We start from the raw sequence: 26579 nt of genomic DNA, 5'->3' as shown, positions 1-26579 counted from the left end.
AAAATTATGGTAAAAATTCTCGGTCAAGGACAGGCTTTTGGCTCACCGGGTATCGATCCTCGATGGACTCATGCCAATAAAGATGGAGTGGGAACAGCTTACTCTACCTCTAGTAACATTTGGTTTACTATCTGGAACGGTGTTGTGACTGAAATCTACCATCCCACAGTAGACAGTCCCCAAGTTCGGGATTTACAGTATCTAATTTCTGATGGAAAAAGCTTTTTTCACGAAGAGAAACGCCATCTCGAATCAAAAGTTGAACCGATGTGGACTCATGGTTTAGGATATCGTATCATTAATTCCGATCCACAAGGGCGTTATGCTGTAATCAAAGAAGTAATTACCGATCCGCATTTATCCTGTATTTTACAACGCACAAAGTTAACAGGAGATAGCGATTTTATTTCCCAACTCCAGCTATATGCTTTATGTGCGCCGCATCTGGAAGTTGGAGGTAGAGGTAATAATAGTTACGCTGTACAAGTTGCTGGACATCGGATTCTCACAGCCGAGAAAGAAGGAACATGGCTGGCGCTGAGTGCAACAGTTCCCTTTACTCGTCTTTCTTGTGGCTACGTTGGTGAAAGTGACGGCTGGACAGATTTAGCTGATAACTTTCAGATGGATTGGGAGTTTGATAGTGCTGTAGATGGCAACATAGCATTAACTGGAGAACTAAATTTAGATAGCACTAAAGAGTTTACTTTAGGACTGGCATTTGGGACAAATCTGCACAATGCAATTTCCACACTATTTCAGTCACTCAATATTCCTTTTGAAAAGCAGAAGCAGCTATATAACGAACAGTGGAAGCGATCGCGCCAGGGCATCAAACCATTAGAAAATAGTTCTTATGATCAGGGTAAGTTGTATCACAACAGCATTAGTCTGTTGTTGGCACATGAAGATAAAACTTATCCAGGTGCATTAATTGCATCTCTGGCTATCCCTTGGGGTGAAGCCAAAGACGACCAAGACCAAGGAGGATATCACCTTGTCTGGACGCGGGATATGGTTAGCAGTGTCTCAGGTTTAGTGGCTGCTGGGGAAACAGATACAGCAGTGCGATCGCTAATTTATCTCGCCACTAGTCAGCAGGAAGATGGCGGTTTTCCCCAAAATTTCTGGGTTGATGGTAAACCTTATTGGACAGGTATCCAGCTTGATGAGGTGGCATTTCCCATTCTCTTAGCATGGTTATTGCATCAGCAAAAAACTTGTTTAAACTTCGATATTTATCCGATGATTTTACGGGCGGCGGGTTATTTAATTCGTCATGGGCCAGCTACCCAACAAGAACGCTGGGAAGAAAATAGTGGTTATTCACCATCAACATTAGCATCTAATATTGCCGCCTTAATTTGTGCTGCTCAATTTGTTCGTGAACGTGGCGATGAAGCAACAGCAAACTTTATCGAAGAATACGCTGATTTTTTAGAATCTCACATCGAAGCTTGGACAGTTACTACTGAAGGCACTTTAGTTCCTGGTATCAAACGCCATTACATTCGGATTACTCCTACAGATATTAATAATCCTCAACCCAACGAAAATCCTAACCAAGGAACTCTTTTTATCAGCAGTCAACTTCCTAGTGAACCGTCAGAATTTCCCACGAAGGAAATTGTTGATGGCGGGTTTTTGCAATTAGTCCGCTATGGAATTCGCAAACCTGATGACCCGATTATTGTTGATTCTGTGAAAGTAATTGATGCAGTTTTAAAAGTAGATACATCTGCTGGGCCTTGTTGGCATCGTTACAACCACGATGGCTACGGACAGCAAGAAGACGGCAGTCCTTATACTGGTTTTGGTAAGGGACGCGCTTGGCCTCTCTTAACAGGAGAACGGGGACATTATGAATTAGCTATGGGCGGCGATGTCAAAACATATATTAAGGCGATAGAACGATTTGCATCAGATACCTGTTTACTACCTGAACAGGTTTGGGATGAAGCAGATATATCTGAGAATCATCTGTATTTAGGAAAACCAACAGGTTCGGCAATGCCTTTGATGTGGGCACATTCGGAGTATATCAAATTGCTACGGTCAAATCATGATGGTCAGGTATTTGATTTGATTCCACAGGTGACGAATCGATATCTAGGCGAAAGAAAGCAGTGTAAATCGTTGGAAGTTTGGAAATTTAACCGACAAATAGACAAAGTTAAAAAAGGCTATACATTGCGAATTCACACTTTAGCATCTTTTCACTTGCACTGGTCAGATGATAATTGGCAAACCGTCAAAAATACACCTGCTACTTCTACAAAATTAGGGGTTAATTTTGTAGATATTGCTATTTATCATAATCAGCAACAGCCCATCAACTTTACCTTTTTCTGGATTGAAAGCAGCAAATGGGAAGGACGCAATTATACGATTAGAATTTCGTAATTCCTAATTTCTAGTTCGCCTTTGAATACATTTCGGATCAAAAAGAGCCATTATTATGCAGAATAACTCATCACCCAAACCAACAATTGAATACTGGCACGTCTGGACTGACAACGACGGTATAAGTCACCAATCCCGTTGTCAAATTGAAGACTTTATGGAAAAAGGCATAGCCCCGGATACCTCACCGCAGTGGCTTTCTAATTTGAAACAGTCCGGTGCTACAATCACCTTTACTGTGCTACCCGTGGGATGGGTTGGTAACTGGCATGAGAACCCGAAACCCCAGTGGATCATCCCACTGTCGGGACGCTGGTTTGTGGAGACTATGGACGGACAGCGAGTCGAGATGGGTGTTGGCGAAATTTCCTTTGGAGAAGATCAGGGTACGAAAACAGACGCGCAAGGTCATAAGGGTCACTTATCTGGAACAGTAGGCGATGTACCAGCTGTTCTAATAATGGTGCAATTTGAAGAGACTCCGACTATAGAGCAATCCTGTAGATTTAGGTAAGTGAGTTAGTAGCCAATACAGTTCAGAATGAGCAACAAAATATTTGTAGAGACGGCGATTTATCGCGTCTCGAAAACCCAAAATTGTTGCCAGTAGCCCTTAACCCAGGCGTATTGAGTTAGCGATCGCTAGCAGTGCGTTAGTATACTCCTTTAGTGAAGTAAACTATGCATACCCTGTCGCGCCAGCATCAGCCTGTTAAAAAGCTAGTACATCATAGCGTAAATAGCTATCATTTTTTTCCTGAAATATAAACCTCATAATTTAGGAGTATTCGGTTATAGGAGGTTGTACAACACAACTTAATTTTTCTATGGAAGAATCCTTGCCCATTACTATTCTGATCAGTGCAACAGTTGTGGCTGGTATTGCTGCTCAAGTTCTAGCTGGTTATTTTCACATTCCTAGTATAGTCTTGCTACTTCTGTTTGGGATTCTTCTGGGGCGAGATGGTTTTGATTTTTTAGATCCTTCTTTACTGGGCATTGGTTTAGAAGTTGTGGTTTCCCTATCAGTGGCGCTGATTTTATTGGAGGGTGGTTTAAATCTACAGTTAGGAGAGTTAAAAGAGGTTTCTAGTAGTCTTCGCAATCTTGTCACTTTGGGAGTACTGATTAGGGACTTGCGTAAAAATAAAGTACCAGTAAACCGAGTTTCGACTGCGCTCAACTCTCGATGGCTGAGGGTTGAGCGCAGTCGAAACCCGTCTAGTTGGGATACTATTAACCCGCAGATCCCTTACCTTAACTGGTGCTGGAATGGCTGCACACTGGCTGAGTGAATTTCCTTGGTCAATTGCTTTTCTTTATGCCTCCTTAGTAGTTGTGACAGGCCCAACAGTAATTAATCCACTCCTCAAACAAATTGGTGTAGAAAAAAAAGTCTCAACACTTTTAGAAGGAGAGGGTGTTTTTATCGATCCAATTGGTGCAATTTTGGCTGTGATTGTGCTTCACTTTGTTTTGAGTGGAAATGTGGAGCCGCTCATTTTAATTAAGGGTCTAGTTTTGCGTTTGGGTATAGGCGTAGTTATTGGTATTGCTGGAGGCTGGTTACTATCCCAAATTATCAAACAGGATCAATTCTTATCCCAAGAGTTAAAAAATTTAGTTGTTTTAGCTAGTGTCTGGGGTTTATTTAGTTTGGCACAGGTGTTACGTGGTGAGTCTGGTTTGGTGGTTGCTGTAGTTATGGGGATAGTTTTAAGAGCTAGTAACCTACCTTCAGAATCTTTATTGCGTAAGTTTAATGAACAGTTGAGCATTTTAGCTAATTCGGTTTTGTTCATTCTGTTAGCAGCAGACTTATCAATTGCCAGTGTTTTCGCTTTAGGTTGGGGTAGTGTTCTGACAGTTCTAGCGCTGATGCTAATAGTGCGTCCTATTAATATTTTAATATCTACCTGTAATCAAGGTTTTAACTGGCAAGAGCAGTTATTTTTATCTTGGGTTGCTCCTCGTGGAATTGTAGCTGCTTCTTTAGCTTCTTTGTTTGCGGTTTCACTTACAAAAGAGGGTATAAATGGCGGTTATTCAATTAAAGCCTTAGTATTTTTGACAATAATGATGACAGTTTTTTTCCAAGGATTAACGGCTGGTTGGGTCGCCAGTCTGCTTGATTTACGTTTAGTAGATCAAATAGATCGAGATTGTTTGCAAGCAACTAATGATGATGTCAATAGCCAAAAAGATGTAGATAAAAACAGCTTGACTTCTGAGTTAATTGAGTCATAGCTAAAAATTTTTACTAACTTATCGAAATTATCACTCTTGTTCTCATAAATTAGTTTATTTATGTCATCTAAAATTCGTAGTCATCCTGATTTTTTAACTCCCGAATTATCTAACTCTAATTATCCACTCTTTGTATTTCTACCTGGAATGGATGAGACTGGCAAGGAATTGATGTATATTCAAACAGCAGGTTTAGAAGCAGCTTTTAATGTACGTTGTTTTGTCATTCCCCCTGATGTTCTAACAAGTTGGGATGAAATGACAGAAAAAGTAGTAACTTTAATTAAGATAGAACTAGAAAAATTACCGCAATCGCACGTTTATCTTTGTGGAGAATCATTCGGTGGTTGCTTGGCGCTGAAAGTATTAGAAAAATGTCCTCAGCTATTTACAAAGATTATTTTAATTAATTCTGCTTCTTCATTTCATCGAGTACCTTGGTTAAACTTAGGTTCACTTTTATTTCCTTACACACCTCAACTATTTTATAAAATATCCTCATTTTTATCTTTACCCTTTCTAGCTAATTTAAGTCGAATTTCACCTACTGCAAGACTTGCTCTTTCAAAATCAACTAGTTCCGCACCACAAGAAACTGCTAATCAGCGATTATCCCTGATGAGAGAATTTGATGTTGATGAGAATAAATTATCTCAAATTACTCAACCTGTCTTACTAATTGGTAGTAGAAATGACCGACTTTTACCTTCAGAAGCAGAAGCACAATATTTAAGTAATATTTTCCCTAATCATCAGATAATAACTTTACCTCATAGCGGTCATGCTTGCTTAATTGAAAGTGATGTTAATCTCTATCAACTTTTATTATCCGCTAATTTTACTGTTGCATAATGTATTATTTTAACTGATATACCATCAGGACTTACGCAACTGGCACAGGCGATCGCTAATTAATGATACTTTAGTACTATAAAACTTCCGCAACTGGCACAGGCGATCGCTAATTAATGGTACTCTAGTACTATAAAAAGGTGTTTTTGAAATCAGCCCTTTTTGGAATTTTTGATAGTAACTAATCAAGTAGATTCCGAGAAAAATTTTATGAGAGAATAAGTAGCGGGTGCGTCGAAAAATCGGTTAGCGATGAAATTTACTAAACTTAATTATTGTCAATATCTACTTAGTAGTCAAATCAACTATACCATGACTAATTTAGCAGAGCATTTAGAAAATATTAGTCATGATAAAATTAATTATTATCTCAAAAATGAAAAGTTAACTCCTCGCTTACTTTGGGATAATGTCAAAGATTTAATTGTCGCTGACGAAGATGCCTATATTATCTTTGATGATACAGTTTTAGACAAAAGATTTTCTGAAGAAATTGAAATAGTGCGAAGGCAGTATAGTGGAAATGAACATGGCATCGTCAAAGGGATTGGAATCGTAAATTGCATATACGTTAATCCTAAAACTCTCAATTTCTGGGTAATCGATTATCGTATTTTCGATCCTGACAATGATGGTTTAACTAAGTTAGACCATGTGAAAAATATGCTGCAAGGGCTTGTATATCAAAAGCTTTTGCCTTTCGATACAGTTTTAATGGATACTTGGTATGCAGTCAATAGTTTAATGCTTTATATCGATAGTTTAGAGAAAATTTATTATTGTCCTTTAAAGACTAACCGTTTAGTAGATGATACTTTTGGCAAAGAGAAATATAAGAATATTGAATCTTTGTCATGGAGTAATGAGGATTTAGAATGTGGTAAAATAATAAAAATTAAAGCGTTTCCTGCTGAGAAAAAAGTGAAACTTTTCCGGGTTACTATCTCTACCGATAGAACGGATTATGTCGCAACGAACGATTTATCTCAAAGCTCTACGGATGTTGCACAAAAGGTCAGGACTTACGCAACTGGCACAAAATGTGGGCGGAGCTTCGCTCCACCATGCAGTAATTGAAATCAGACCAAACACATATGAACGTCTGGGCGTTTTAGTTGCTGAATTAAATAATTAGAAAGTAAGTTATGCTTAATTTTATAAATAGTTTGACCTGTTTGATAGGCTAAAGTTTTCAGTCTCAGCCAAACCAACATAGCACAAGAAATATGATTTCTCTGAAGACGAGCTTTCCGACATTGACATGATTCAATGCCAGTTAACTGCTTTATTTCTCTATGAAACTCCTCTATTTTCCAACGAATTTTACACACCTTTATAGTTTTTGGGGGTGATGTTTGAGTTTATTTCGTAGGAATTACAGGCAAACTAGACCTAAGAGTAAGCGATCGCATCTAAAAAACCGTCTCTATTCTGCTGGGATGTTTGTGTTTGTCGTACTATCTCTCTCCAGTGGACTAGGCTACCGTTTTTATAACCAACCAAAACTGGATGTAGGTAAGATAGCTCCCCAAACTCTTACCGCACCAAGTTCAGCCAATGTTGAAGATGTAAAAACAACAGAAGAAAGACGCAGGGAGGCTCGTAGCGGTGCTTCAGCAGTCTGGGTTGACGATCCAGTAATTAATGAGCAAATTCACCAAAATCTCCAGCAATTATTCACAAAAGGCAATCAAATCCGCGAAAATTTGGGCAATTTTCCCTTTTTTAAGACTTCAGTGTTTTCCACTGCTACACAAACTTACCTGCGACAAGCACCAGAACCTCAATGGCAGCAAGTATTACGAGGTTTGGATAAAAATAGCAATCTGACTGGTTTAAATTCTGCCCAGCAGCTAGCAGTAAAAAAACTGCGAACTTACCGAGAGTCTAACTCCTCCCAAGCTTTTGCTCAACTATTAAAAGCGATCGCCCAAGCTCGTCAGCGCTATAATATCAGCCTAAAAGCCCTGAGCGCGATGTCTAAAGACAACACGCAAAGCGTCTATGCCCAACCCGAAACCCTTTACGATGCCACTTTCTTAAATCTGTCTGATACAGATTGGCAAAAAACTCAAATCCAAGTGCGTCAAACTTTAGACCGAATGTTAGCACAGGGCATTTATCCTGGGCTATCCAAGGCTAACCTGAACTCTGCAATCGGGATGCAGGTGAGTGTTTCTGTGCCAGAAACAGCACAACCTTTAGCAAGGCGATTGCTATCAGAGGCGATCGCACCAAATTTAATTAAAGACATTGAGCAAACCAAGCTGATTGCAGAACAAGCAGCCGAAGCAGTAGAACCGGCGATCGTCAGCATCCAAAAAGGTGAAGTTATCGTTCAGGCTGGAGCAAAAATTACCCAGGCTGATTTTGTTCTATTAGACCACTTTCACTTGAGTCAACGCGGAATCGATTGGCTGCATCTGATTCGTTTTAGTGGGATGGTGGGATTGGCTGTGGCTATTTTCAAACTGGTAGAACGACGGATTTATGCCAAATTACGACGAAGCGATTATCTTTTGATACTACTCCTTACTCTTAGTGCGCCGTTGCTAATATTCTTGACCAAATCATTTACAGGCTTACCTGCTATTGGTTTGCTTCTTGGTAGCTTCTATGGAACTGCCATTGGGGGTACTGTTATGGGGTTACTAACGATATTGCTCTCAATGGGAACGGAACTTAGCTGGCATTATTTAGTACCTAGTGCAGCTGGCGGAATTCTTGGCGGATTGATGGCAGGACAATGGCGATTCCCTGGTAGAGAAGCACTGCGAACGCGAGAGGAATTAGCTACCTTGGGAATCTTAATTGGGTTGACGCAGGGAGTAGTTTATTTGTTGGTCAACACTGCGATCGCACCCCTTTGGTATGCTGTGCTGGGTGCAGCAGTCCTCAACGGTTTAGCAGGGTTAGTTTGGAGCATCTTAGCACTAGGTTTAAGCCCCTACCTAGAAGCTTTGTTTGATCTAGTCACACCTATTCGTCTGGCTGAATTGTCCAATCCCAACCGACCTTTATTAAAACGCCTAGCTAATGAAGCTCCTGGAACTTTCCAGCACACACTGTTTGTCGCTACTCTAGCAGAAGCTGCGGCACGAGCATTAAATTGTAATGTGGAACTGGTTAGGGCTGGGGTTCTCTATCATGACATTGGTAAAATGCATGACCCTCTAGGATTTATTGAAAATCAAATGGGAGGTATTAATAAACACGATGTAATTAATGATCCCTGGAAAAGTGCCGAAATTATCAAAAAGCATGTGAGCGAAGGGTTGGTAATGGCTCGTCAACACAAGCTACCGAGCGCTATTCAGGCATTTATTCCCGAACATCAAGGAACCATTTTAATTGCATATTTCTACCAACAAGCACAGCAACAAAATCCTGAAAAAGTTTTACACGAATCAGATTTCCGCTATGACGGCCCCATTCCCCAATCCAAAGAAACGGGGATTGCTATATTGGCTGATGCTTGTGAAGCGGCATTACGCTCCCTCAAAGACGCAACCCCAGAAGCAGCACTGGCAATGGTAAATAAAATCCTGAAAGCACGTTGGCAGGATAATCAGTTGGTAGATTCAGGGTTAACACGGGCAGAGATGTCTCAAATTGCTCATATTTTTGTCCAGGTTTGGCAGCAATTTCATCACCAACGGATTGCCTATCCTAAACTTTAGATATTAGCTAAGGCTACTCCTGGATTTCCAAAGTGCGATATCTGCACTTCTCACAAGTGAGAAATTCAGGGAGTGTGGGAGGTGTGGGAAGATGAAGAATGAAGCGGTCGAAATTAAAGAATATGGAAGAAAAAGGGAAAAAGTATTTTAGAACTCATGAGGATTTAGCCATTTATCAATTAGCATTTGAGACAGCAATGCAAATTTTTGAATATTCTAAAAAGTTTCCAGTTGAAGAAAAATATTCATTAACTGACCAAATTCGTCGCTCCGACGCTCGAAGACTCGCTACCGCTTCGCTATCTCGCTCTGTCTCTGCAAATATGGCAGAGGCTTGGAGAAAACGGCGATATAAAGCCGCTTTTGTCGCTAAACTGAATGATTGTGTTCGCGGAGCGTGTCGTAGACAGGCAGAGGCAGCAGAAACTCAAGTTTGGTTAAAGTTTGCTGTAAAATGTCAATATCTTACGGTCGAACAAGGAAGAGAACTCTATGCTCCTTACAATCAAGTCCTTAGTGGGTTAGTCAAGATGATTACCCATCCAGATGATTGGTTACTTGACTAAATTCCCACACCTCCCACACTCCCCACACTCCCCACACTCCCCACACTCCCCACACTCCCCACACTCCCCACACCCCCCCCCACCCCCACCCTATGAGTGAGAAATTCGGGGATAGAGTTCATTAGAAATGGGTTGCGATATCATCTATGGTGGGGCGTAGCCCATCGCCTTCCAACTATTAGGAAATGGCAAAATATTAAAATAAATCAATCCTTCAAGAATACCCGCAGCACCAGGGTAGTGAGCTAAAAAGTGCCAAGGGTAATGCGTCTTGTAATACCACCACAAAAGTTCCGTTTGGGCATTACCAACGATAATCCCAGCTGATGGCTGTTGAAATAAACTGATGTCATTTCCAGAACCTCCACAGATAACGGTTGCATCCAATTGCGCTTGCAGCAATTCTTGCAGATATGCAGTTGCTTCACCTTTGTTACTGTTCTTGGGTATGATATCAACGTCCCGCCCATTGCTAAAAATCACCTCAGATTGCAACCCAGTAAAAGTTAACAAATCCTGCAAATCATGAATAACCTCAAGCGGCGCATCCATATCTAGGCAAAAGCTTAATTTATAGGGAGTTTGTTCGCTATCGGGTTGAGGTATCAGTGCCGGAAAGTAACTAGCAATTGTCCAAACTGCATCCCAATCCCAATCTTTTGAGATTTGATTTACCCAATCTTTTTCTAAAAGCACACCCTGTTGATAAATTTCAGTACCTACACTAGCGATTAAATAATCGGGTTTCAAAAGCCGTGCTTTTGTTATCACCCGACGACTAGAAGCATAAGAGCGACCAGTAACATAGACTAAGTAAATCTGATTGCGTATAGCTTCTAGCCTTTGGTTTAAAACAGCAATAGCTCGATTGTTACCAACCAAGGTATTATCTAATTCAATCACCAAAAGCAGTTTCATATTTGTTTGCTTTCACTAAAATAGTACAGTATTGATAAACCTCTTTCCCTTTGCTCTTGTTCGGCTCCTTTCGATTCTGCTCGGCACAAGTTACGGTAAGCCTGCTCTCAGGAACAACTGCGCTCTTAACGATCGCTCTTTAAGCGGACACGATATCATTTAACTGGTTGCCCACTGCACAATGTCATTAGAAAAAGAGTCAATTAATTTTTCTAGAGCTTTAATTTCGTTGGATTTCAAAACTTTTGATTTCAATAAATTTTGGATTTGTCTTTCTAAATCTGGAGTTAACTTTTTAGTTTGAATAATTTCTTGAACAAATGTATCAAGTGTTAAAGATTGATAGAGTTCTTGGACTTGGGTAGCAACTCCCTGAGTGCTAAAACGAGACTGAACCCAATTTTGTGCAGCATTGCCATAGCTTTGTTTTAGAGTTGGGTTTTGTAATAAACTGTGAATAGCGATCGCCAATGCCTTAAAATCACGAGGAGGAACTAAAAATCCGGTTTCACCATGCACCACCGTATGCTGCAATCCTCCCACATTACTAGCAATTACAGGTGTTCCGGCTGCCATTGCTTCAATCGCCACTAAACCAAAAGGTTCGTAGTAACTTGGTACAACGCAGATATCCCCTGCGGCATAGTAAACAGGTAACAGCGCTTGAGAAATTCGTCCAGTGAAAACTGTAACGGCTTCCAATCCCAGGTCGTTCACCAAAGTTTCAATGCGTTGTTGTTCTTTAAAGTCTGCTCCGTCTTCACGGCAACCACCAACTAGATAGAGTTGAAATCCTGAAGGCAAATTGGCGCAAGCTCTTACTAGGGTTTCAACTCCCTTGCGGGGGTCAAAACGTCCTACATACAAGATTATCTGAGAATCTGCATCAATTCCCAACTGTTGGCGAGCAACTTCTTTACTTACAGAACCAAAGTGTTGAGTATTAATCCCGCAGGGAATGACTTTAATACGACCATGTTGCGAAATTAACTGACGTAAATCTTCCGCTTCTTGAGGGCTAGTCGATATTACATAATCTGCTTGTTCTAAAATTGCCCTCTCCACACAATTACGAATTGCAGCAATCTGCGGTGGATTTTCCACATTACCGTATTTAACTGCCCCTATAGAATGATAGGTATGAACTTGAGGTAGTCCCAATCGAGATTTAAGTTCCAATCCTACCCAAGCAGAAAGCCAATAGTTAGTGTGAATCAACGCATAGTTGCGCCCTGTTCGTTGTTGAAAATTCAGCCAGGCTTCTACAAATTCTGGTAAATATTCAAATAAATCATTTCTAGTAATGAATTCTGCTGGCCCAGCATTTAAACGAATAGTGCGACACCCTGGTGCTAATTCCACAATTTCTTCTTGGTCGGGGTATTCGCGTCGGGTAAACATATCAACCTGACAGCCGCGTTTTGCTAATGCTAATCCCAATTCTCGCACGTAGACATTTTGACCACCTGCCCCTTCTTTACCAATTTCAGCTGTCGGGTCGCCATGAACTGAAATTAGGGCATAAATGGGTTGAGAATTTGGTGTTTCTGTAGCAGAATTTTCTAGAGATTTAACTAAATTTAAAGAAGGAAGAGTATTCATAATCAAAATTAACTATGGTATCTGGTACAAAAATTCACAGCTAGGTAAGTTGGAAAAAAAATTATTTATTAAGTTACCTATCATCGAAAGAAATGTGTAAAAACCTTCTAGGAAACATAAACGAATGGCTTCTACTTGATTTTTGATTATTTGGAAAGCATTCTGGAAGAGAATCAATTAATAACCGTATTGCTTCATAAATTGATATTTGATGATATCCTGCATAAGCTCTAAGCTTGCGATACTCTTTATTGGTAATAACAATATTGGAAATATTTATTGAAAAATGGGTCATAAAAATTTCCTTAAAACTGAAATAAACTTACCAAAATGCTTTCGTTCCAAGATGTTACATTTTAGAAGTTGAAATATCGGTGAGAAATCGGTGAGAAATCGGTTATTAATAAAAAAATGCTATCTAAATCAATTTCTATTTAATTTAAAAATATCAAATATCTAAGCTAAAGCACATCTAATTTGCAGATGGAAATTTTCTCAATATCTTGTGGGGTGGGCAACATTAGCGCCCTGATTATGCAACTTGAATGCTGATTAGCTTATGGTTGCGGTGTCGGAACGACCGTTGGAGGGTTAGTGGATCTTGGTATGACTAACAAATAAAAATATACAGAGCAACTAAATTTATTTATGGTTACTGAGCTTGTTGAAGTATGAGCCTGAAACTGATGAGCAAATTGTTAGCTCTGGATGGACAACCGCGATCGCTATCTATATCCTCAAGGCGATCGCTATTTCTGTGAGTCATGATTTTTAGGCGATCGCTCTTTTGCTTTTAATATATCGTATATTAGGTATTGGAGCCTAGATCAAATGTCTAGACTTTTAAACTTCATGTAATTACTACAATAATTTAACTGTGATTACAAATGCTAGTAGCCTTACCCTTGGCGCTCTCCGTCAAACTTTTGGCTTGAGACTCGACTCTAGCGATCGCTTTTTTGATGAATGGTTAAATAATGCGCCGACTCTAACCGAAGCGGAACTACAAGGATTAGATCGCCTCACTCGAAACTATACCTATCTCAGTCAAGAAGAACCACCTCTCGAAGAAATTGTTAAGCTTGTAGTTATATCACCATTGCTAGATTTAGCAGGTTTCTATCAGTTTCCTTTTTTGGTAAAAGCAGAAGTAAGTACCAATATCGAAGTTGCAGACGAAGCTAATGCTATTGCAGTTCAAGGCAGGATTGATATTTTGGTGATTCAAGATAGTTTTTGGATTTTGGTAATCGAGTCAAAGCCTGCAAGACTAGACGTTACGGCGGGAATTCCCCAAGCACTTACTTATTTATTGAGCGCTCCCAACTTACAGTCAAGTTGTTATGCAATGGTTACAAACGGAAGAGAAGTATTGTTTTTGAAATGCGATCGCCACCAAAATGTCCCTCAATATACTAGATCCAATACTTATCGGTTACTTGAAAATACATCAGAACGTATCCAAGTTTTGCAGGGACTTAAACAAATTGGGGCTTATATTGGCGATTTGAGGAGTTAGGCGATCGCTATTCCTGTGAGTCGTAATTTTTAGGCGATCATTTAATAATTATTGGTCTTTGCGGCGGGACACATTCTGAAAGGAATTGCCAATAACTTCTCGAAACTCAACAAGGAAGTCAATCATTTTTGATGGAACAATCTTAATTAGAAACTGACTACTTTAACAGGCATATTGCTTCAGTATAACGTCTTGCTCACGGGGGGGCTTTTTTTTGCGCTCCCATGCAACAAATTGTTGAGCCTATTCTGTTTGTTCAAAGAGAATTTCTGGGAGAGTAGAGATTGGCAACCAGATACCAGACCGAATTTTGGAATACCTTTGACATAATGACAAAATTTTGACTTGACCTCCAATTCTAACTCGCTCTCTGTCTATTTCGGTAAGGTGTTCAAATGCATTATTACAATAACCAAACGTAGACAGAAAAACTCCAGCTTTATGATTCTCTCTCAGTATTACTTTCAGAAATTCTGTAATTGATGAAGCTCCGACTTTTTGACCTGACCGCCAGTGCTTAATCTCGACAATATAGGAGCAACTGGTTGCATTCGATGTACACTCAAGAATCAAATCTTTTCCACCATCTTTACTTGATGGAGTGAGAGTAACGTCAAATCCTAATCCAGAAAAAACTTCTGCAAGGAGTCTTTCCAAATCTCTCCACTCGACCACATTCAAAACATTGGGGTCTTTTGCAATTAAGAGGGCAAGCCTTTGACTAAGGTCAGAAATCCATTTTATCGCTTCGGCTTGTAACTCTTCATCGATATTCTTGAGTCTCGCCCCCCATGCTTTTAATGCATCAATATCGATTAATTCAAATGATATAGGGAGGTTTTGCGAAACGAAATCTCTGGCTTGTTTTGAAAACTTTGTATTTGAGACCATTATGACTCTATTTATTTTTTGGATTATCATAGAGCCAAGCATTTGATGCAGAACGGAAATTCCAATGCTCCTGTTTGGGTTAGAATAGTGTTTCTGTTGAATGGCTATTTTTTGTTCTTCTTTTTCAGCTAGGAAATCAATACCCTGATCTCCAATCCCGCCAGTATGAGTAACTGTGAATCCGTCTATGCCTAACAGAGTAGATAAAATAGGGAACATCTGTTGTTCTGCTTCTTGAGGAGCAAAAAGACTTTTCTCAAGCGAGTCTATTGCATTTAGTAGCTGCTCTTTATTTAACATCTGTCCACAATTATGTTTTTCAGTTTCCATACCTAACTAGCGGTTATAACACAATTGTAGTTTAATTACTTTATCAAAGGATAATTACCGCAGATTTCATATTATGTCAATTACGATCGCCTTAGTCCAAGAAGGGCAACCAAAAGCAGTAGTCATCTCAGTTGCTCCCGACTTAATGAATTCTCAATATTTAAAAAGCTGGTTTACTAATTGCTTTTAGATAAAAATTAAAATTCTCCAAATCAATAATTAAATAGATTTGGAGAATAATAGTGTTCTAGTGTAAAAGAAGAGGTTAATTTCAGTAATGTAATTGAAGTCTAACAATCAGTTGTAAAGAAAAGAGGTAAATATCGGGTAGAAATCGGGTATTTTCCTAAAGCTGCTTTAAGCGATAGCCCAATCCATGAACTGTCTCAATAAAATCATCGGCAGCACCTACATCTTTAAGTTTATACCGTAAACTTTTAATGTGAGACTTAACAGTTTCTTCGCTCGGAGGGTCATCAAGTGACCAAATGCGCTCAATAATTCCGGCTCGACTTAGCACCCGCCGACCGCTAGAAACCATTAGTTCTAAAAGAGCAAATTCTTTAGGTGTTAGATGTAAAGGCTGGTCAGCATAAGTGACTTCATAAGTGCTGGAATTTAAACGCAGATTACCCCAACCAAAGTCTGAAGAAGATGTTGCGGCACTATTGCGGCGCAACAGGGCGCGAACACGAGCCATTAACTCTGGCATTTCAAAAGGTTTGACCATATAATCATCTGCCCCAGCATCCAACCCGGTAATTTTGTCACCAAGGGTATCGCGTGCTGTTAACATGAGTACAGGTATTGCAATGTTACGCGATAAGGTATGCCTTGATGTAGGCGATCGCAACCGTTGACAAAAACTTACACCATCTAACTTGGGTAAGGTAATATCTAGCACCACCAAATCATATTCCAATACTTTAATACAATCCCATGCTTCCTCTCCATCTTGGGCTATATCTACCACATATTGACGGTCTGTGAGGGCTTCCATCAGCATCTCTGCTAACTGGACATCATCTTCAACTACCAAAATCCGCATTGCCAAAATATTTGTAAATTAAAAAACTAGGATGAATCTTAATACCTAACTTTAATACTTTCAATTTGATTTCGGACGAGGAAATTTAGAAGGTGGCTGAAACTTTTCTACTGGTACACCCTTAAGTGCCTTCTGCATAAAATCACGCCAGATAGGAGCTACCATACCTCCGCCTGTTGCGTGGTTAGATAATTGTCGGTTGTTGTCCCTTCCTACCCAGATGGCAGTCGTTAACTGCGGTACAGTCCCAATAAACCAAATGTCCTTCTCTGAGGAGGTTGTACCCGTCTTTCCGGCAACTGGACGACCTATATCTGCACCTCTACCAGTTCCTTCTTTAACTACTGTTTGCATCACGTCTAAAGTTGCTGCTGATGCCCAAGGGTCAAGCACTAGCTGAGGTTTGGGAGTATTATCTATTAACACATTGCCACTACCGTCAGTAACACGGGCAATAATCGTTGCAGGCGATCGCCAGCCGTAATTAGCAATAGTCGCATAAGCACTAGCCATTTCTAGCGGTGTCACACCGATCGCACCTAGTGGCAAAGAACTCACAGGTAACATTGGACTCATAATTCCCAAAGTACGGCAAGTTTCAATAACTTTATTCATACCCACAGCTTTGCCAATCTTGATTGCAGGAATATTACGAGACAGAGCCAGAGCAGTGCGAACTGGTATTGCTCCCATAAAACTATTATCGTAGTTTCGGGGAGAATACCAACCATTACCGTCACGGTAACTAACCGGAGTATCTAGGATTGTTGTACGTGGTGTAAATTTACCACTAGCAAAAGCAGTATAGTAAACAAACGGTTTAAAAGAAGATCCTGGCTGACGGTGGGCTTGAGTTGCTCGATTAAATTCGCTAGTTTTTGAATCTACACCACCCACTAGTGCTTTTACAAAGTGTGTGCGCGGATCAATTGCCACTAGAGCCATTTGGTTATTATTTAATCCCTGAAGTTCAAGGGTTCGATGCCACTTCTTAATAGTTTTTTCTGCCATCATTTGGAAGCTAGTATCAACTGTGGTTTGTACATGCATTCCGCCTTTCAGCAATGTTTCACGCCCAAACTTTTTAATTAATTCCTGAGCTACTGTGTTAGTAACGTAGGGCAAAGCGCTACCTTGAAATGACCTAATTTCACCAAGTTTAATTTGTTGTTTGAGGGCATCATTATACTCTTGTTGGTTAATCCAATTCAGTTCTAACATTCGCCCCAATACTTCTTTTTGTTTTTGTTTTGCCAACTTCATACTGACAAACGGGCTAAATTCTTCTGGAGCTTGAATTAAACCGGCCATCATCGCTGATTCGCCCAAAGTCAAATTTTGTGCTGATTTTTTAAAATAAGTGCGTGCTGCTGTCTGAACACCATAGTTATTATGACCCCAGTAAACTTGATTGAGGTACATTTCTAATATTTCATCTTTACTAAGAACTTGCTCTAAGCGAATTGCTAGTACTGCTTCTGCTATTTTTCGGGTAAAAGCACGCTTTTGAGATAAGAAAATGTTTTTCACTAACTGCATGGTGATTGTAGAACCACCCTCTCGCACTTCCCCAGATGTCAAATTGACTAATGCAGCACGTCCAATACCACCGGGATTAATACCATGATGCTCATAAAAGCGACTATCTTCACTAGCTAATACTGCTCGTTTTAAATTTGGGGAAATTTGATTTAAAGGCACTACTTGGCGATTAGCTTCCCCGTGTATACGCGCTAAAAGCTTGCCTTTAATATCATAGATATAAGTTGTTTCTGAGGGTATAAAGTTTCGTAGTTGTCTAACATCTGGCAGATTACGAAAACTAATAGCTAAACCTACTAGTCCTCCAGCTAACAGAGAACTTGATAGCATAGTAATTGATAGGAGTGTGCCACCAGTTACTTGACCAACTTTTTTCAAAAACTCAGAACTAGGTAAAGTCTGAAATTGTGATTGTTTCTCTTCAAAAGTTTTAAACGAAGACACGGCAATTAATTTCCTAACTTATTAAATCTTGCTTTTATCTATATAAATATAAAGAAAATAAAATTTCTCCAAATAAATATTTAAATTTATTTGAAGAAAATTTAGTGTGATGCATAATGCATAAGGAGTTGATTTTAAACAGTATTTTAACAAATAGCTGTGGAGATAAAGGGCAAAAATCGGGTAGAAATCGGTTAGTAAGAAAAATAATTTTGAATAAAGCTTAATATTGGAAAAATCTTTACTTTGATGTAAGGTCTTGGATAAGATATGGATTCTGAACCATTAATTGATTTATTCTATGAAATGGTCGCTGGAAAGAAAATGGATAACCTCTGGCTTTGGCTTGAGCTTATTATTAATGGGTGCAGCTAGTATGATTTCTTACCAGAACGCTACTCAGTTAATTACAAGTAGCAATCAAGTGAAGGATACACATGAGGTAATGAAAAATGTTATTGACATCTTTGCTACACTAACCGATGCAGAAGCAGGACGCAGAGGTTATATTCTTTATAGAGAGCAATCAGAACTCAAACGTTACTATCAGGCAATGCAAAGCCTGGATGCCAAAGTTAAAAAATTGCAGCAACAACTTGCTGATGACTCTTATCAACAACAGCAAATAACGAAGCTAAAATTCCTCATTGCTCAAAGAGTTCAATTATCTAAACAGTCGATTAACCTCAAAGAAGTAGGTAAATCAAGCTTTGCTATTCAAGCACCTCTACTTACTCAAAGTAACCAAAACCGTAATCAAATCCGCGAAACGCTTACCCAAATGCAAGCTAGGGAGGAACAGTTACTACAAATCTCGGTCAGACATTCCCAAGAGAATATCCGCAACCGGATGTTAATTGAATTCCTCGGTACTTTCTTGAGTTTTGCCATTTTATTAGGCGTTTATGCCTTGCTTTATCAACAATTAGTAAAGCGCCAAGAAGCAGAAGCTATTCAACAGACTTTAGCTCAAGAAAAAGAACTTAGCGAATTGAAGTTACGCTTTTTTTCAATGGTATCCCATGAATTTCGTACACCATTGAGTATTATATTAGGGTCGGCTCAACTATTGGCTCAAAGTAATCAGCAGTGGACGGAAGAGAAGAAACTTAAAAATCTGTATCGCATTCAATCTTCAGCTAGGTCAATGAACCAGTTACTAACCGATATTTTAACTTTGACTAGGGCAGAAGCTGGGAAATTAGAATTTCATCCAGAACTGATAGATTTGGAAGCATTTTGCATTAATTTGATCGAAGACCTCCAATTTTCTAATCAACAACAGCATACTATTAAATTTATCAGCCAAGGGAACTGTACTCATGCCAAATTAGACGAAAATATACTTTATTCGGTTCTGAGTAACTTACTCTCAAATGCAATTAAATATTCACCTCCAGAGGGAAGTATTTTTTTAATTCTTAGTTGTGAATCCTCCGCAATATTTTTTCAAGTTAAAGATAATGGGATAGGGATTCCTGGCGATTTTCAAGAGCATTTATTTGAGCCTTTTCATCGTGCTAATAATGTAGGTAAGGTTGTTGGCAGTGGACTAGGACTTGCTGTGGTTAAAAAATGTTTAGAAATACATCATGGAGAAATTTATGTAGATAGCGAGATAGGATGTGGAACAAGTTTTACGATAAAATTTTTCCAACAAGAAACAATAATAGTCAAGAGTAAATTAAGCAGTCATGATTAAACTGAAATCTTCTATTTCTAAGGTTTTCATATTTTCTATCTAAAAAATTACTTTCCTGAAAAAGATGTTAAAAGTACATCTATTCCTACAAAATATAATTAGAAAAAATTAACGTTAATTTAGAATGAACAATGCCACACGTATTACTTGTAGATGATGAAGCGGCTCTTTGCGACAGTCTCACCTATACACTACAAAAAGAAGGTTACACGGTGACTACAGCCGCCGATGGACATAGTGCAATCAAACAGTTTCACAAGCAAGTACCAGATATAATTTTGCTTGACTTAATGTTACCAGTAGTTGACGGTATGGAAGTTTGCTGGCGGATTCGGGCATTTTCCAATGTACCTATTGTGATGCTCACAGCTAAAGATGAGGATATTGATAAAATTTGGGGGTTAGAAGCAGGTGCAGATGATTATATTACTAAGCCGTTTAACACCCGCGAACTACTAGCACGTATCAAAGCAGTATTGCGTCGTCGTTCTGGGGAGCAGCCTTCATGAGAGGCTGGATACCTGGGATTAAATTAAATACAATTTATGCTAAGTTGTTAGGCACATACCTGATGCTAACAGCTTTTGGAACGTCGTTGATGGCAGGTTATATCCTGTGGTCGTTCCATGATTACTTCATGCGATCGCGACAAGTAGATTTGGATAACTGGACGAGTGCGTTAAGCGAAAGTGTAGCAGATGCACTAGAAGAAAAAGATATTAAACAGGTAAATTTACTGGTGCAACGGTATGGTGCACCACAAACTGTAACGCTACGTGTTTTTAGTCAACAAGGCAGTCTATTAGCCACTTCTGACCCCAAGTTAGATAGTCAAGTTAAAGATTGGTTTCAGGTTCCGGGAATACGGGAAGCTCTACAAAACCGTGTAAAACAAGGAATTGCCAAAGGCGTTTTATCAAACAGCGATCGCCTCTACATTACCAGACCTATTGAGCGTAACGGTCAATTGTTGGGCGTAATCCGAATGTCTATGACTTTGGAGCAGCTTCAGCGACAGTTTGCAAGGGTAATTTGGAGTATTTTAGGAACGCTAGCAATAACAATTCTACTATGTGCATTAATTAGCAGTCGGTTTGCTCGCAGTCTCTCAAAACCAATTGAGATTATGCAGAATTTTGCTATTCGCTTGGGTGGCGGTCATTTTGGCGATAAGTTGACTATCCATGAAAACAATGAGTTAGATCAATTAGCAGCAGAACTCAACCGGATGAGTGAGCGGTTAGCTTCCTTAGACAAAGAGCGACGGGTGTTTTTAGCCAATGTCTCCCATGAACTGCGTACCCCTATAAGTAACGTTCAGGTGACAGTAGACGCACTCAAAGCAGGAGCATCTGAAGAACCAGAATTACGCGATCGCTTTTTCCAAACTATCGAAAGCGAAATCAAGCGTTTATCACGATTGATTCATGACTTGCTGGATTTAGGACGTTTGGAAGCAGGAGTTGCTGAACTAGAAAAGCAAGCCATCTCGCTGCATGGATTGATTAATCGTGCTGTTAATGCATTAGAACCGCGAATGCGAACTCTGGGAATTTCTACACAGGTGAACGTGGGAAACCTAATTATCCAGGCCGATCCAGAGCGGCTATTACAAGCAATTCTCAATTTGTTGGATAATGCGATTAAGCATTCACCAGCCAATTCTCAAGTATTTATTTCTGCATACAGCCAAGGAAAACAAGCTATTATTCAAATTCAAGACCAGGGAAAAGGCATAAAAGACGGTGATATACCCCGAATCTTTGAGCAATTTTATACAACAGACCCCGCACGCAAAGGTAGTGGTAATGGTCTGGGGTTAGCAATTTCCAAGCGGATTATTGAAGCCCATCAAGGCAGTATTATCGCCAGCAGCACCCCAAATCAAGGGGCAACTTTTACTATATACTTGCCGATAATTCGTAATTCGTAATTCGTAATTCGTAATTCGTAATTTGTCATTCGTAATACTCTACGGGTAGGGTTGCGCCTACGCAATTAAGTTTTTACCATGATAACCGTACAATTACTCTTGCGAGAAATATTCTCGGCAATATTTCCTTGAATCGCTTGTTGCAGTAGACTTTCACGGCTAGCTCCCAGGACAATCACATCACTGTTGTCAAGTTTTGCACAATTAAGAACAGCATCAGAAACAGAATTGGCACGAACTGGAGTAGCCATCACTTTACCACTAACTCGGCGTTGCAGAAAGCGAACAGATTTATCTAATAATGTTGTGTCAGGAATGGAGTTAGTCGGCTGGAAAACCTGACATAGCTTGATTTCGGGTGATGTACTTAAAGAAGCAAGAGCTGGTAATAACTTAATTGCTTGGCTGGAGTTAGGGCCGCCTGCCATTGGCAACAACCAACGGTCAAAGGATCTTTTATCATCTAATTTAGCCAAGATAACATCACAACCTGCCTGTCGAATTATGGTATCCACCACTCGGCTAAAAACTCTACCTGGAGTTGATGTACTGCCTTTCCATCCCATCAGCACCAAGTCAATGTGTCGTTCTTTGACAGTCTCCAAAATTGCCCCAGCAACATTATGAGCAACTCTGATCTGGGTATGAACGGGAATCCGCGAATTCTCTCCTAAAAGTATTGCCCGTTGCAAAAGTTGAAGACTTTTGCTGATTTGTACTGGTGTTTCCGATGGGATACGGCTAGACGGAACGATAATCACTTGTAGGCATTCTATTTCGTAATTGCGATCTTTGGCGATCGCAACTGCCATTTCTAGTAAAGTTTCGGCTGTCTGTGGGTGTGAAAGCGGTACTAACAACCTGCCTTTGCCTGTAGCCGGAGCGCGAGTTTGGTAAACCACATAAGAAGGTGCTGATTTACGTTCTATTTGTTCGCTATTACCACTGAGTTGCTCTGCTTCTACACGGATAATATCACTACGAGTAATAATTCCTATGAGCTTACGATTTTCTGTAACAGGTAAGCAGCTGAGGTGATAACGATTGAGTATATGCAGTACATGAGCCAGTGTAGCTGTGGGGTTTACTGTCACTGGCTCTGGTGTCATAATCTCGCTAATAGTTGTATCTTTGCCTAACTGTTGCGAAGCAATATTAACTAAATCTTTTTGAGTGACAATGCCAACAACTTTACCATTCTCTAAAACTGGAAAGTTGCGATGGTGAGAGTGGGAAAATGCCTGTACTGCTTCATCAGTACTCATTTGGCTAGAGAGAGTTTCCACACGCCGTTGCATCACATCTACGGCACTCAGTTGCGCTAGAAGTCCCTCTGTGCTAGGCTCCTTGGTGATGTGAATCCCTTTCCACTCTAGTAGAAGATCGTAGAGCGATCGATGGTCAATTTTTTCTGCTACTAAATAGGCAACCACAGACGCAATCATTAGCGGTAGCACTAGATTGAAATCAGTTGTCATCTCAAATACAATGACGACTGCTGTAATTGGTACTTTAGAGACAGCGCTAAAAAAGGCAGCCATGCCGACATGAGCATAGACTGTTGCGGCACTCATTCCCAGTAAACTATGTTCGACAGCACCCACTAAGTAACCAAGGGCAGCCCCCAAGGCTAAGGTGGGAACTAGTAAACCCCCTGGCGCTCCAGAGCCGTAGGTAAAAATAATTAGGGTAAACTGAACTAAAAGAGCGATCGCGGCAAATGACCAATTAGCACTACCCGCAAGCAAAATTTCTCTCAGCCCAGCATGATCGCGAAAGGCAGCAGGTAAAAAGGCGATCGCCAAACCACTCACTAACCCAGCAATTCCAATTCGCCAAGGTAAACTCACATGTAGCAGGCGGCGGTTAATTGCTAGACTCTCAAGAATACCTTTATTAAATAGAATGCCTATAAGTCCCGCCAGCACCCCCAAAATTAAGTAGAAAGGGATTTCCTGAGCGAAGAAAGTTGTATCGGGAAGACCTAAATTTAGATGATTCAGATCCAGGTTGTGACTACCATAGAGCCGAGAGATGACTGAGGCAATGAAAGAAGCCAAAATCGCAGTACCAAGAGTGATACCTGACACATCTTGGAGTAATTCTTCCACTACAAATAGTACACCTGCGATCGGTGCATTAAAAGCCGCAGCTAATCCAGCTCCGGCTCCGGCGGCGATTAGTTGGCGACGATGCTCTGGTGAAGTCGGTGCCCAATTACTCAGTTGATTTGCCAAGGCTGCCCCAATTTGGACAGTTGGCCCTTCCCGTCCCAAAGGCATTCCCGAACCCAACACTAATGTCGCACTGATCAACTTGACCAAAGCAATCCGCAGATTTAACGGCATCGGTACGCGAGCCAATACCGCTTTGACTTCAGACATCCCACTACCTGATGCTTCCGGTGCGAAGCGCTCTACTAGCCAACCAGCTAACAGTCCCCCTATTAGTCCAATAGCTGGTAGTACTAAGTAGGCAGGCCAATGGTAAGAAACACGTACTCGCAATGCACCAGCCCAATCCACTGCCTGTCCTAAAATAACAGCCGCTAACCCAGAAACTAAACCAATCAGGCAAGCTTCCACGAAAGCCAAGCGCCTCGGTTGAACCAACTGACGGGAAAGCCTCAACCAGAGAATTTTACCTCTGGCTAACATATTTTTAGCAATCACTTGTCATCAATGAAGGTATATAAATGTCTGATATGTCTTACCGTTCACCCTATTCATAGAGTTTCATAAGAAAATGAAATCAGAATGAAATTTTTCTATTCCTAAAGATAGATATGTGCAATAGCAGTACAGTAAGTGTATTGTTTTATATTTAAAAATACTGCTTTAATACAGCCAACTCTGATAATCTGCATTGCGATGGCTACGCCGACCAAAGGTACGCGGTATCCGATTGATTTAATTGTGGAATATTCTGTCAGCTAAAATCCAGAAAGTGTATCCTTGTAGTAAAAGCAAACGTCTATGAACCTATCCCACTAATAAAATTCTTTGAATCCAGATATGAATAGTAGCAAGGTCAATGAATGCATCAAAATATACTTTTTTACGTTCCCAACGAACAACTAGGCGACGATATTTACGTTGATACCAAGCAAAACAACGTTCTTGTTGATATCTGGGAACAGAGATTTTAATAGGTCTACCTCTATTTTTCGGTTCATCCGTTACTTTTATGGAGAACTAATAGAAAAGTGCCAGTTTAATAAACTGCGTAATCGAAAATTGCTAAAATTACGAAAGCCATACCCAAGTCTTTTAATTAACTTGAGTTTATTATTAATTCCTTCTACAGTACCACTGGTAGTTCTGCCATCAAAATAACCGACTATTTCCCCAAACCATCTCACCATTGTCCCTAGACTTTTCGGAAAGTATGAACGTGCATCATACATCCAATCTAATAATTGTGTTATGCTATCTCCCCAAGATTTAGTGGTTTCAAATATCTGGCGGAATTGTTCTTTAAGTGCGTGCATTTTAGCCAGAGTCGGCGACACCTCTAACACGGAGTTTAATTTTGATTTTTGCTTTTCGTTTAAAGAATCTTCATTTTTAATTAAACTATATTTGCTTTTAGTTAATGCCTCTAGTTGGCGAGATTTTTCGGATTTATCTTCTAACGACATTGCTGCTTTCTTCTCAGTTTTACGCATCCTATCTAATTCATCATTTACTTGTTTCATCACATGAAACCTGTCAGCAGTTATGTTAGCATTTGGCATTAAATCTTCTACTAAGCTTTTATAAGGCGACCAGAGATCAATACTCACTTCAACAAGCATGATTAAGTACTTCAAATCCCCAGCCAGCAATTACTTCACGGATATCTTCTATTCGTCGTGATTGCACTATTTCAATTGGCTTATGAGTATCTAAATCCACTAATACTGCTAAGTAGTTTCCTTGACCTTTAACTAAAGCTATTTCATCTATACCTAACTTTTTTACCTGGCTTAGATTAATATTTAATATTTGTGAAGCTTGCTTTTTTAACATTGATTCTACTTCTTCATCACTCAATCCATTCCTTTCGGCAACACTATGAATATTACTATTTAATACTTGTTGTACTATGTCTGTTGCTAATCTTTTTGTATATCCTTTACTTTTATCTACAAAATCCAATTTCTCACTAAAGACTTTTTTACATTTATGACATTTGAACTGGCGACGATTTATTTTTAAGAGTACTGGCTTTTTACTCCAAGATAAATCATGAATCATCCGCCAATGATTTTGATGTATACTCTGAGTATTTTGCCCACAAGATGGGCAAGTCGAATAGTTAACGCTTTTTTCTATCGTTATAATTATTTCTTCCCCTTCAATTTCTTGAAAATCTAATACTTTCATATCGGGCAGATTCAGGATTTGCTCTACAGTAAATTTCATAGCGATACCTACGGCACACTGCGTGAAAGCCTTAATTTTTACTGTGTTATAGTATAAATCATGCTATTTGGATTATTTCAGTATACGTGAAACTACTACAATGCTTACACAGTCTATGTTTTAAGGATAAATATCATTAAAATGTAGTTAATAAAATTTACTAAAATTTAGTAACCACCATAAAAGCACCGGAAGAACCACTTGGGCTGTTTTGGAGAATCATTGGAATGGCAGTATTTTAGACGATGTGGAAACTGCATTAAATTTTGCTAAGACTATGACGTGGAATGGTAAAAATCCAGTTGTTAAGTTAGTTACTCAGACTTACTCTAGCGGAGTCCGTCTAACTAAAAAAGCTATGCAAGAAATTGAAAATAAGATTGAACGTTTGACTAATTTTACCGAAGATAATTTACCAAATTTAGGTAAGTGGTTTATTGATATCTGTTGTGGAGTAACGTAATTTTCAAAAAGTTAAAAGCGCAAAAATAGTCGA

Annotated in this window: 15 protein-coding genes and 6 pseudogenes; 13 read left to right on the top strand and 8 right to left on the bottom strand. The window is 39.6% G+C overall.

What is annotated here, in order from left to right; translation table 11 throughout:
• Window positions 1-6 precede the first annotated feature (6 nt).
• The 6 genes and pseudogenes from GJB62_RS01515 to GJB62_RS01490 form a co-directional block, all read left to right on the top strand.
• Window positions 7-2403, top strand: a complete 2397-nt coding sequence (locus GJB62_RS01515; RefSeq protein ID WP_114084987.1) for a glycoside hydrolase family 15 protein — start codon at window positions 7-9, stop codon at window positions 2401-2403.
• A gap of 55 nt (window positions 2404-2458) precedes the next feature.
• Window positions 2459-2917 carry a cupin domain-containing protein gene (locus tag GJB62_RS01510; RefSeq protein WP_114084988.1) on the top strand — a complete coding sequence of 153 codons (459 nt, stop codon included), beginning with the start codon at window positions 2459-2461 and terminating at the stop codon, window positions 2915-2917.
• A 313-nt stretch (window positions 2918-3230) separates the two neighbouring features.
• Window positions 3231-3533 (top strand): annotated as a pseudogene (locus tag GJB62_RS01505) (cation:proton antiporter); the annotation flags it as partial.
• Window positions 3534-3654: 121 nt separating this feature from the next.
• Window positions 3655-4524: pseudogene (locus tag GJB62_RS01500) on the top strand (cation:proton antiporter); the annotation flags it as partial.
• Between the two features lie 186 nt (window positions 4525-4710).
• On the top strand, window positions 4711-5502 hold the full coding sequence (locus GJB62_RS01495) for an alpha/beta hydrolase (RefSeq protein WP_114084989.1): 792 nt from the start codon (window positions 4711-4713) through the stop codon (window positions 5500-5502).
• Window positions 5503-5754: 252 nt separating this feature from the next.
• A pseudogene (locus tag GJB62_RS01490) lies at window positions 5755-6501 on the top strand (transposase); the annotation flags it as partial.
• 80 nt (window positions 6502-6581) lie between these two features.
• On the opposite strand, the pseudogene GJB62_RS01485 reads toward GJB62_RS01490, so the two are convergent.
• A pseudogene (locus GJB62_RS01485) lies at window positions 6582-6824 on the bottom strand (transposase); the annotation flags it as partial.
• A gap of 33 nt (window positions 6825-6857) precedes the next feature.
• Between GJB62_RS01485 and GJB62_RS01480 the strand changes: the two are divergent.
• Both GJB62_RS01480 and GJB62_RS01475 read left to right on the top strand, forming a co-directional pair.
• The gene (locus tag GJB62_RS01480; protein ID WP_245246065.1) at window positions 6858-9182 is read left to right on the top strand and encodes an HDIG domain-containing metalloprotein; all 2325 of its coding nucleotides are present in this window, start codon (window positions 6858-6860) and stop codon (window positions 9180-9182) included.
• Window positions 9183-9280: 98 nt separating this feature from the next.
• Window positions 9281-9748: a four helix bundle protein gene (locus GJB62_RS01475; protein ID WP_114084991.1), complete on the top strand. Its 468-nt coding sequence runs from the start codon at window positions 9281-9283 to the stop codon at window positions 9746-9748.
• Between the two features lie 144 nt (window positions 9749-9892).
• Here the strand turns inward: GJB62_RS01475 and GJB62_RS01470 are convergent, their stop codons facing one another.
• Both GJB62_RS01470 and GJB62_RS01465 read right to left on the bottom strand, forming a co-directional pair.
• Window positions 9893-10666: a sucrose-phosphate phosphatase gene (locus GJB62_RS01470; RefSeq protein ID WP_114084992.1), complete on the bottom strand. Its 774-nt coding sequence runs from the start codon at window positions 10664-10666 to the stop codon at window positions 9893-9895.
• Between the two features lie 159 nt (window positions 10667-10825).
• Window positions 10826-12268: a glycosyltransferase gene (locus tag GJB62_RS01465; protein WP_114084993.1), complete on the bottom strand. Its 1443-nt coding sequence runs from the start codon at window positions 12266-12268 to the stop codon at window positions 10826-10828.
• A gap of 877 nt (window positions 12269-13145) precedes the next feature.
• On the opposite strand from GJB62_RS01465, the gene GJB62_RS01460 reads away from it, so the two are divergent.
• Window positions 13146-13787: a restriction endonuclease subunit R gene (locus GJB62_RS01460; protein ID WP_114084994.1), complete on the top strand. Its 642-nt coding sequence runs from the start codon at window positions 13146-13148 to the stop codon at window positions 13785-13787.
• A gap of 243 nt (window positions 13788-14030) precedes the next feature.
• On the opposite strand, the gene GJB62_RS01455 is transcribed toward GJB62_RS01460, so the two are convergent.
• The 3 genes from GJB62_RS01455 to GJB62_RS01445 form a co-directional block, all read right to left on the bottom strand.
• Window positions 14031-15008 carry a restriction endonuclease gene (locus GJB62_RS01455; protein WP_114084995.1) on the bottom strand — a complete coding sequence of 326 codons (978 nt, stop codon included), beginning with the start codon at window positions 15006-15008 and terminating at the stop codon, window positions 14031-14033.
• A 346-nt stretch (window positions 15009-15354) separates the two neighbouring features.
• Window positions 15355-16056 carry a response regulator transcription factor gene (locus GJB62_RS01450; RefSeq protein ID WP_114084996.1) on the bottom strand — a complete coding sequence of 234 codons (702 nt, stop codon included), beginning with the start codon at window positions 16054-16056 and terminating at the stop codon, window positions 15355-15357.
• 60 nt (window positions 16057-16116) lie between these two features.
• On the bottom strand, window positions 16117-18042 hold the full coding sequence (locus GJB62_RS01445; protein ID WP_114084997.1) for a transglycosylase domain-containing protein: 1926 nt from the start codon (window positions 18040-18042) through the stop codon (window positions 16117-16119).
• A 301-nt stretch (window positions 18043-18343) separates the two neighbouring features.
• Between GJB62_RS01445 and GJB62_RS01440 the strand changes: the two genes are divergently transcribed.
• The 3 genes from GJB62_RS01440 (at window position 18344) to GJB62_RS01430 (ending at window position 21677) form a co-directional block, all read left to right on the top strand.
• Window positions 18344-19744, top strand: a complete 1401-nt coding sequence (locus tag GJB62_RS01440) for an ATP-binding protein (RefSeq protein ID WP_114084998.1) — start codon at window positions 18344-18346, stop codon at window positions 19742-19744.
• 131 nt (window positions 19745-19875) lie between these two features.
• Entirely contained in the window at window positions 19876-20253 is a 378-nt protein-coding gene (locus tag GJB62_RS01435; RefSeq protein ID WP_094351982.1) for a response regulator, read from the top strand.
• Complete coding sequence (locus GJB62_RS01430) at window positions 20250-21677, top strand: HAMP domain-containing sensor histidine kinase (RefSeq protein ID WP_114084999.1); 1428 nt, start codon at window positions 20250-20252, stop codon at window positions 21675-21677. The genes GJB62_RS01435 and GJB62_RS01430 overlap by 4 nt, the downstream gene beginning before the upstream one ends.
• A 65-nt stretch (window positions 21678-21742) precedes the next feature.
• Here the strand turns inward: GJB62_RS01430 and GJB62_RS01425 are convergent, their stop codons facing one another.
• Both GJB62_RS01425 and GJB62_RS01420 read right to left on the bottom strand, forming a co-directional pair.
• A complete protein-coding gene (locus tag GJB62_RS01425; RefSeq protein WP_114085000.1) occupies window positions 21743-24334 on the bottom strand; it encodes a chloride channel protein in 2592 nt (863 codons plus the stop codon).
• Between the two features lie 527 nt (window positions 24335-24861).
• A pseudogene (locus tag GJB62_RS01420) lies at window positions 24862-26083 on the bottom strand (ISL3 family transposase).
• A gap of 199 nt (window positions 26084-26282) precedes the next feature.
• Between GJB62_RS01420 and GJB62_RS01415 the strand changes: the two are divergent.
• Window positions 26283-26546 (top strand): annotated as a pseudogene (locus tag GJB62_RS01415) (ISAzo13 family transposase); the annotation flags it as partial.
• Between the last annotated feature and the right edge of the window lie 33 nt (window positions 26547-26579).

The sequence above is a fragment of the Nostoc sp. ATCC 53789 genome, from assembly GCF_009873495.1.
GTDB lineage: Bacteria > Cyanobacteriota > Cyanobacteriia > Cyanobacteriales > Nostocaceae > Nostoc > Nostoc muscorum_A.
Note: the sequence above shows the minus strand (reverse complement) of the source record. Positions and strands in the feature narration are given on the sequence as shown.

What these genes read in the sequence shown, in the direction of transcription:
- GJB62_RS01430 (WP_114084999.1), top strand. Translation starts at nt 20,250, where the DNA reads ATGAGAGGCTGGATACCTGGGATTAAATTAAATACAATTTATGCTAAG.
- GJB62_RS01440 (WP_114084998.1), top strand. Translation starts at nt 18,344, where the DNA reads ATGAAATGGTCGCTGGAAAGAAAATGGATAACCTCTGGCTTTGGCTTG.
- GJB62_RS01455 (WP_114084995.1), bottom strand. Translation starts at nt 15,008, where the DNA reads ATGGAAACTGAAAAACATAATTGTGGACAGATGTTAAATAAAGAGCAG.
- GJB62_RS01510 (WP_114084988.1), top strand. Translation starts at nt 2,459, where the DNA reads ATGCAGAATAACTCATCACCCAAACCAACAATTGAATACTGGCACGTC.
- GJB62_RS01465 (WP_114084993.1), bottom strand. Translation starts at nt 12,268, where the DNA reads ATGAATACTCTTCCTTCTTTAAATTTAGTTAAATCTCTAGAAAATTCT.
- GJB62_RS01450 (WP_114084996.1), bottom strand. Translation starts at nt 16,056, where the DNA reads ATGCGGATTTTGGTAGTTGAAGATGATGTCCAGTTAGCAGAGATGCTG.
- GJB62_RS01470 (WP_114084992.1), bottom strand. Translation starts at nt 10,666, where the DNA reads ATGAAACTGCTTTTGGTGATTGAATTAGATAATACCTTGGTTGGTAAC.
- GJB62_RS01475 (WP_114084991.1), top strand. Translation starts at nt 9,281, where the DNA reads ATGAAGCGGTCGAAATTAAAGAATATGGAAGAAAAAGGGAAAAAGTAT.
- GJB62_RS01425 (WP_114085000.1), bottom strand. Translation starts at nt 24,334, where the DNA reads ATGTTAGCCAGAGGTAAAATTCTCTGGTTGAGGCTTTCCCGTCAGTTG.
- GJB62_RS01435 (WP_094351982.1), top strand. Translation starts at nt 19,876, where the DNA reads ATGCCACACGTATTACTTGTAGATGATGAAGCGGCTCTTTGCGACAGT.
- GJB62_RS01515 (WP_114084987.1), top strand. Translation starts at nt 7, where the DNA reads ATGGTAAAAATTCTCGGTCAAGGACAGGCTTTTGGCTCACCGGGTATC.
- GJB62_RS01495 (WP_114084989.1), top strand. Translation starts at nt 4,711, where the DNA reads ATGTCATCTAAAATTCGTAGTCATCCTGATTTTTTAACTCCCGAATTA.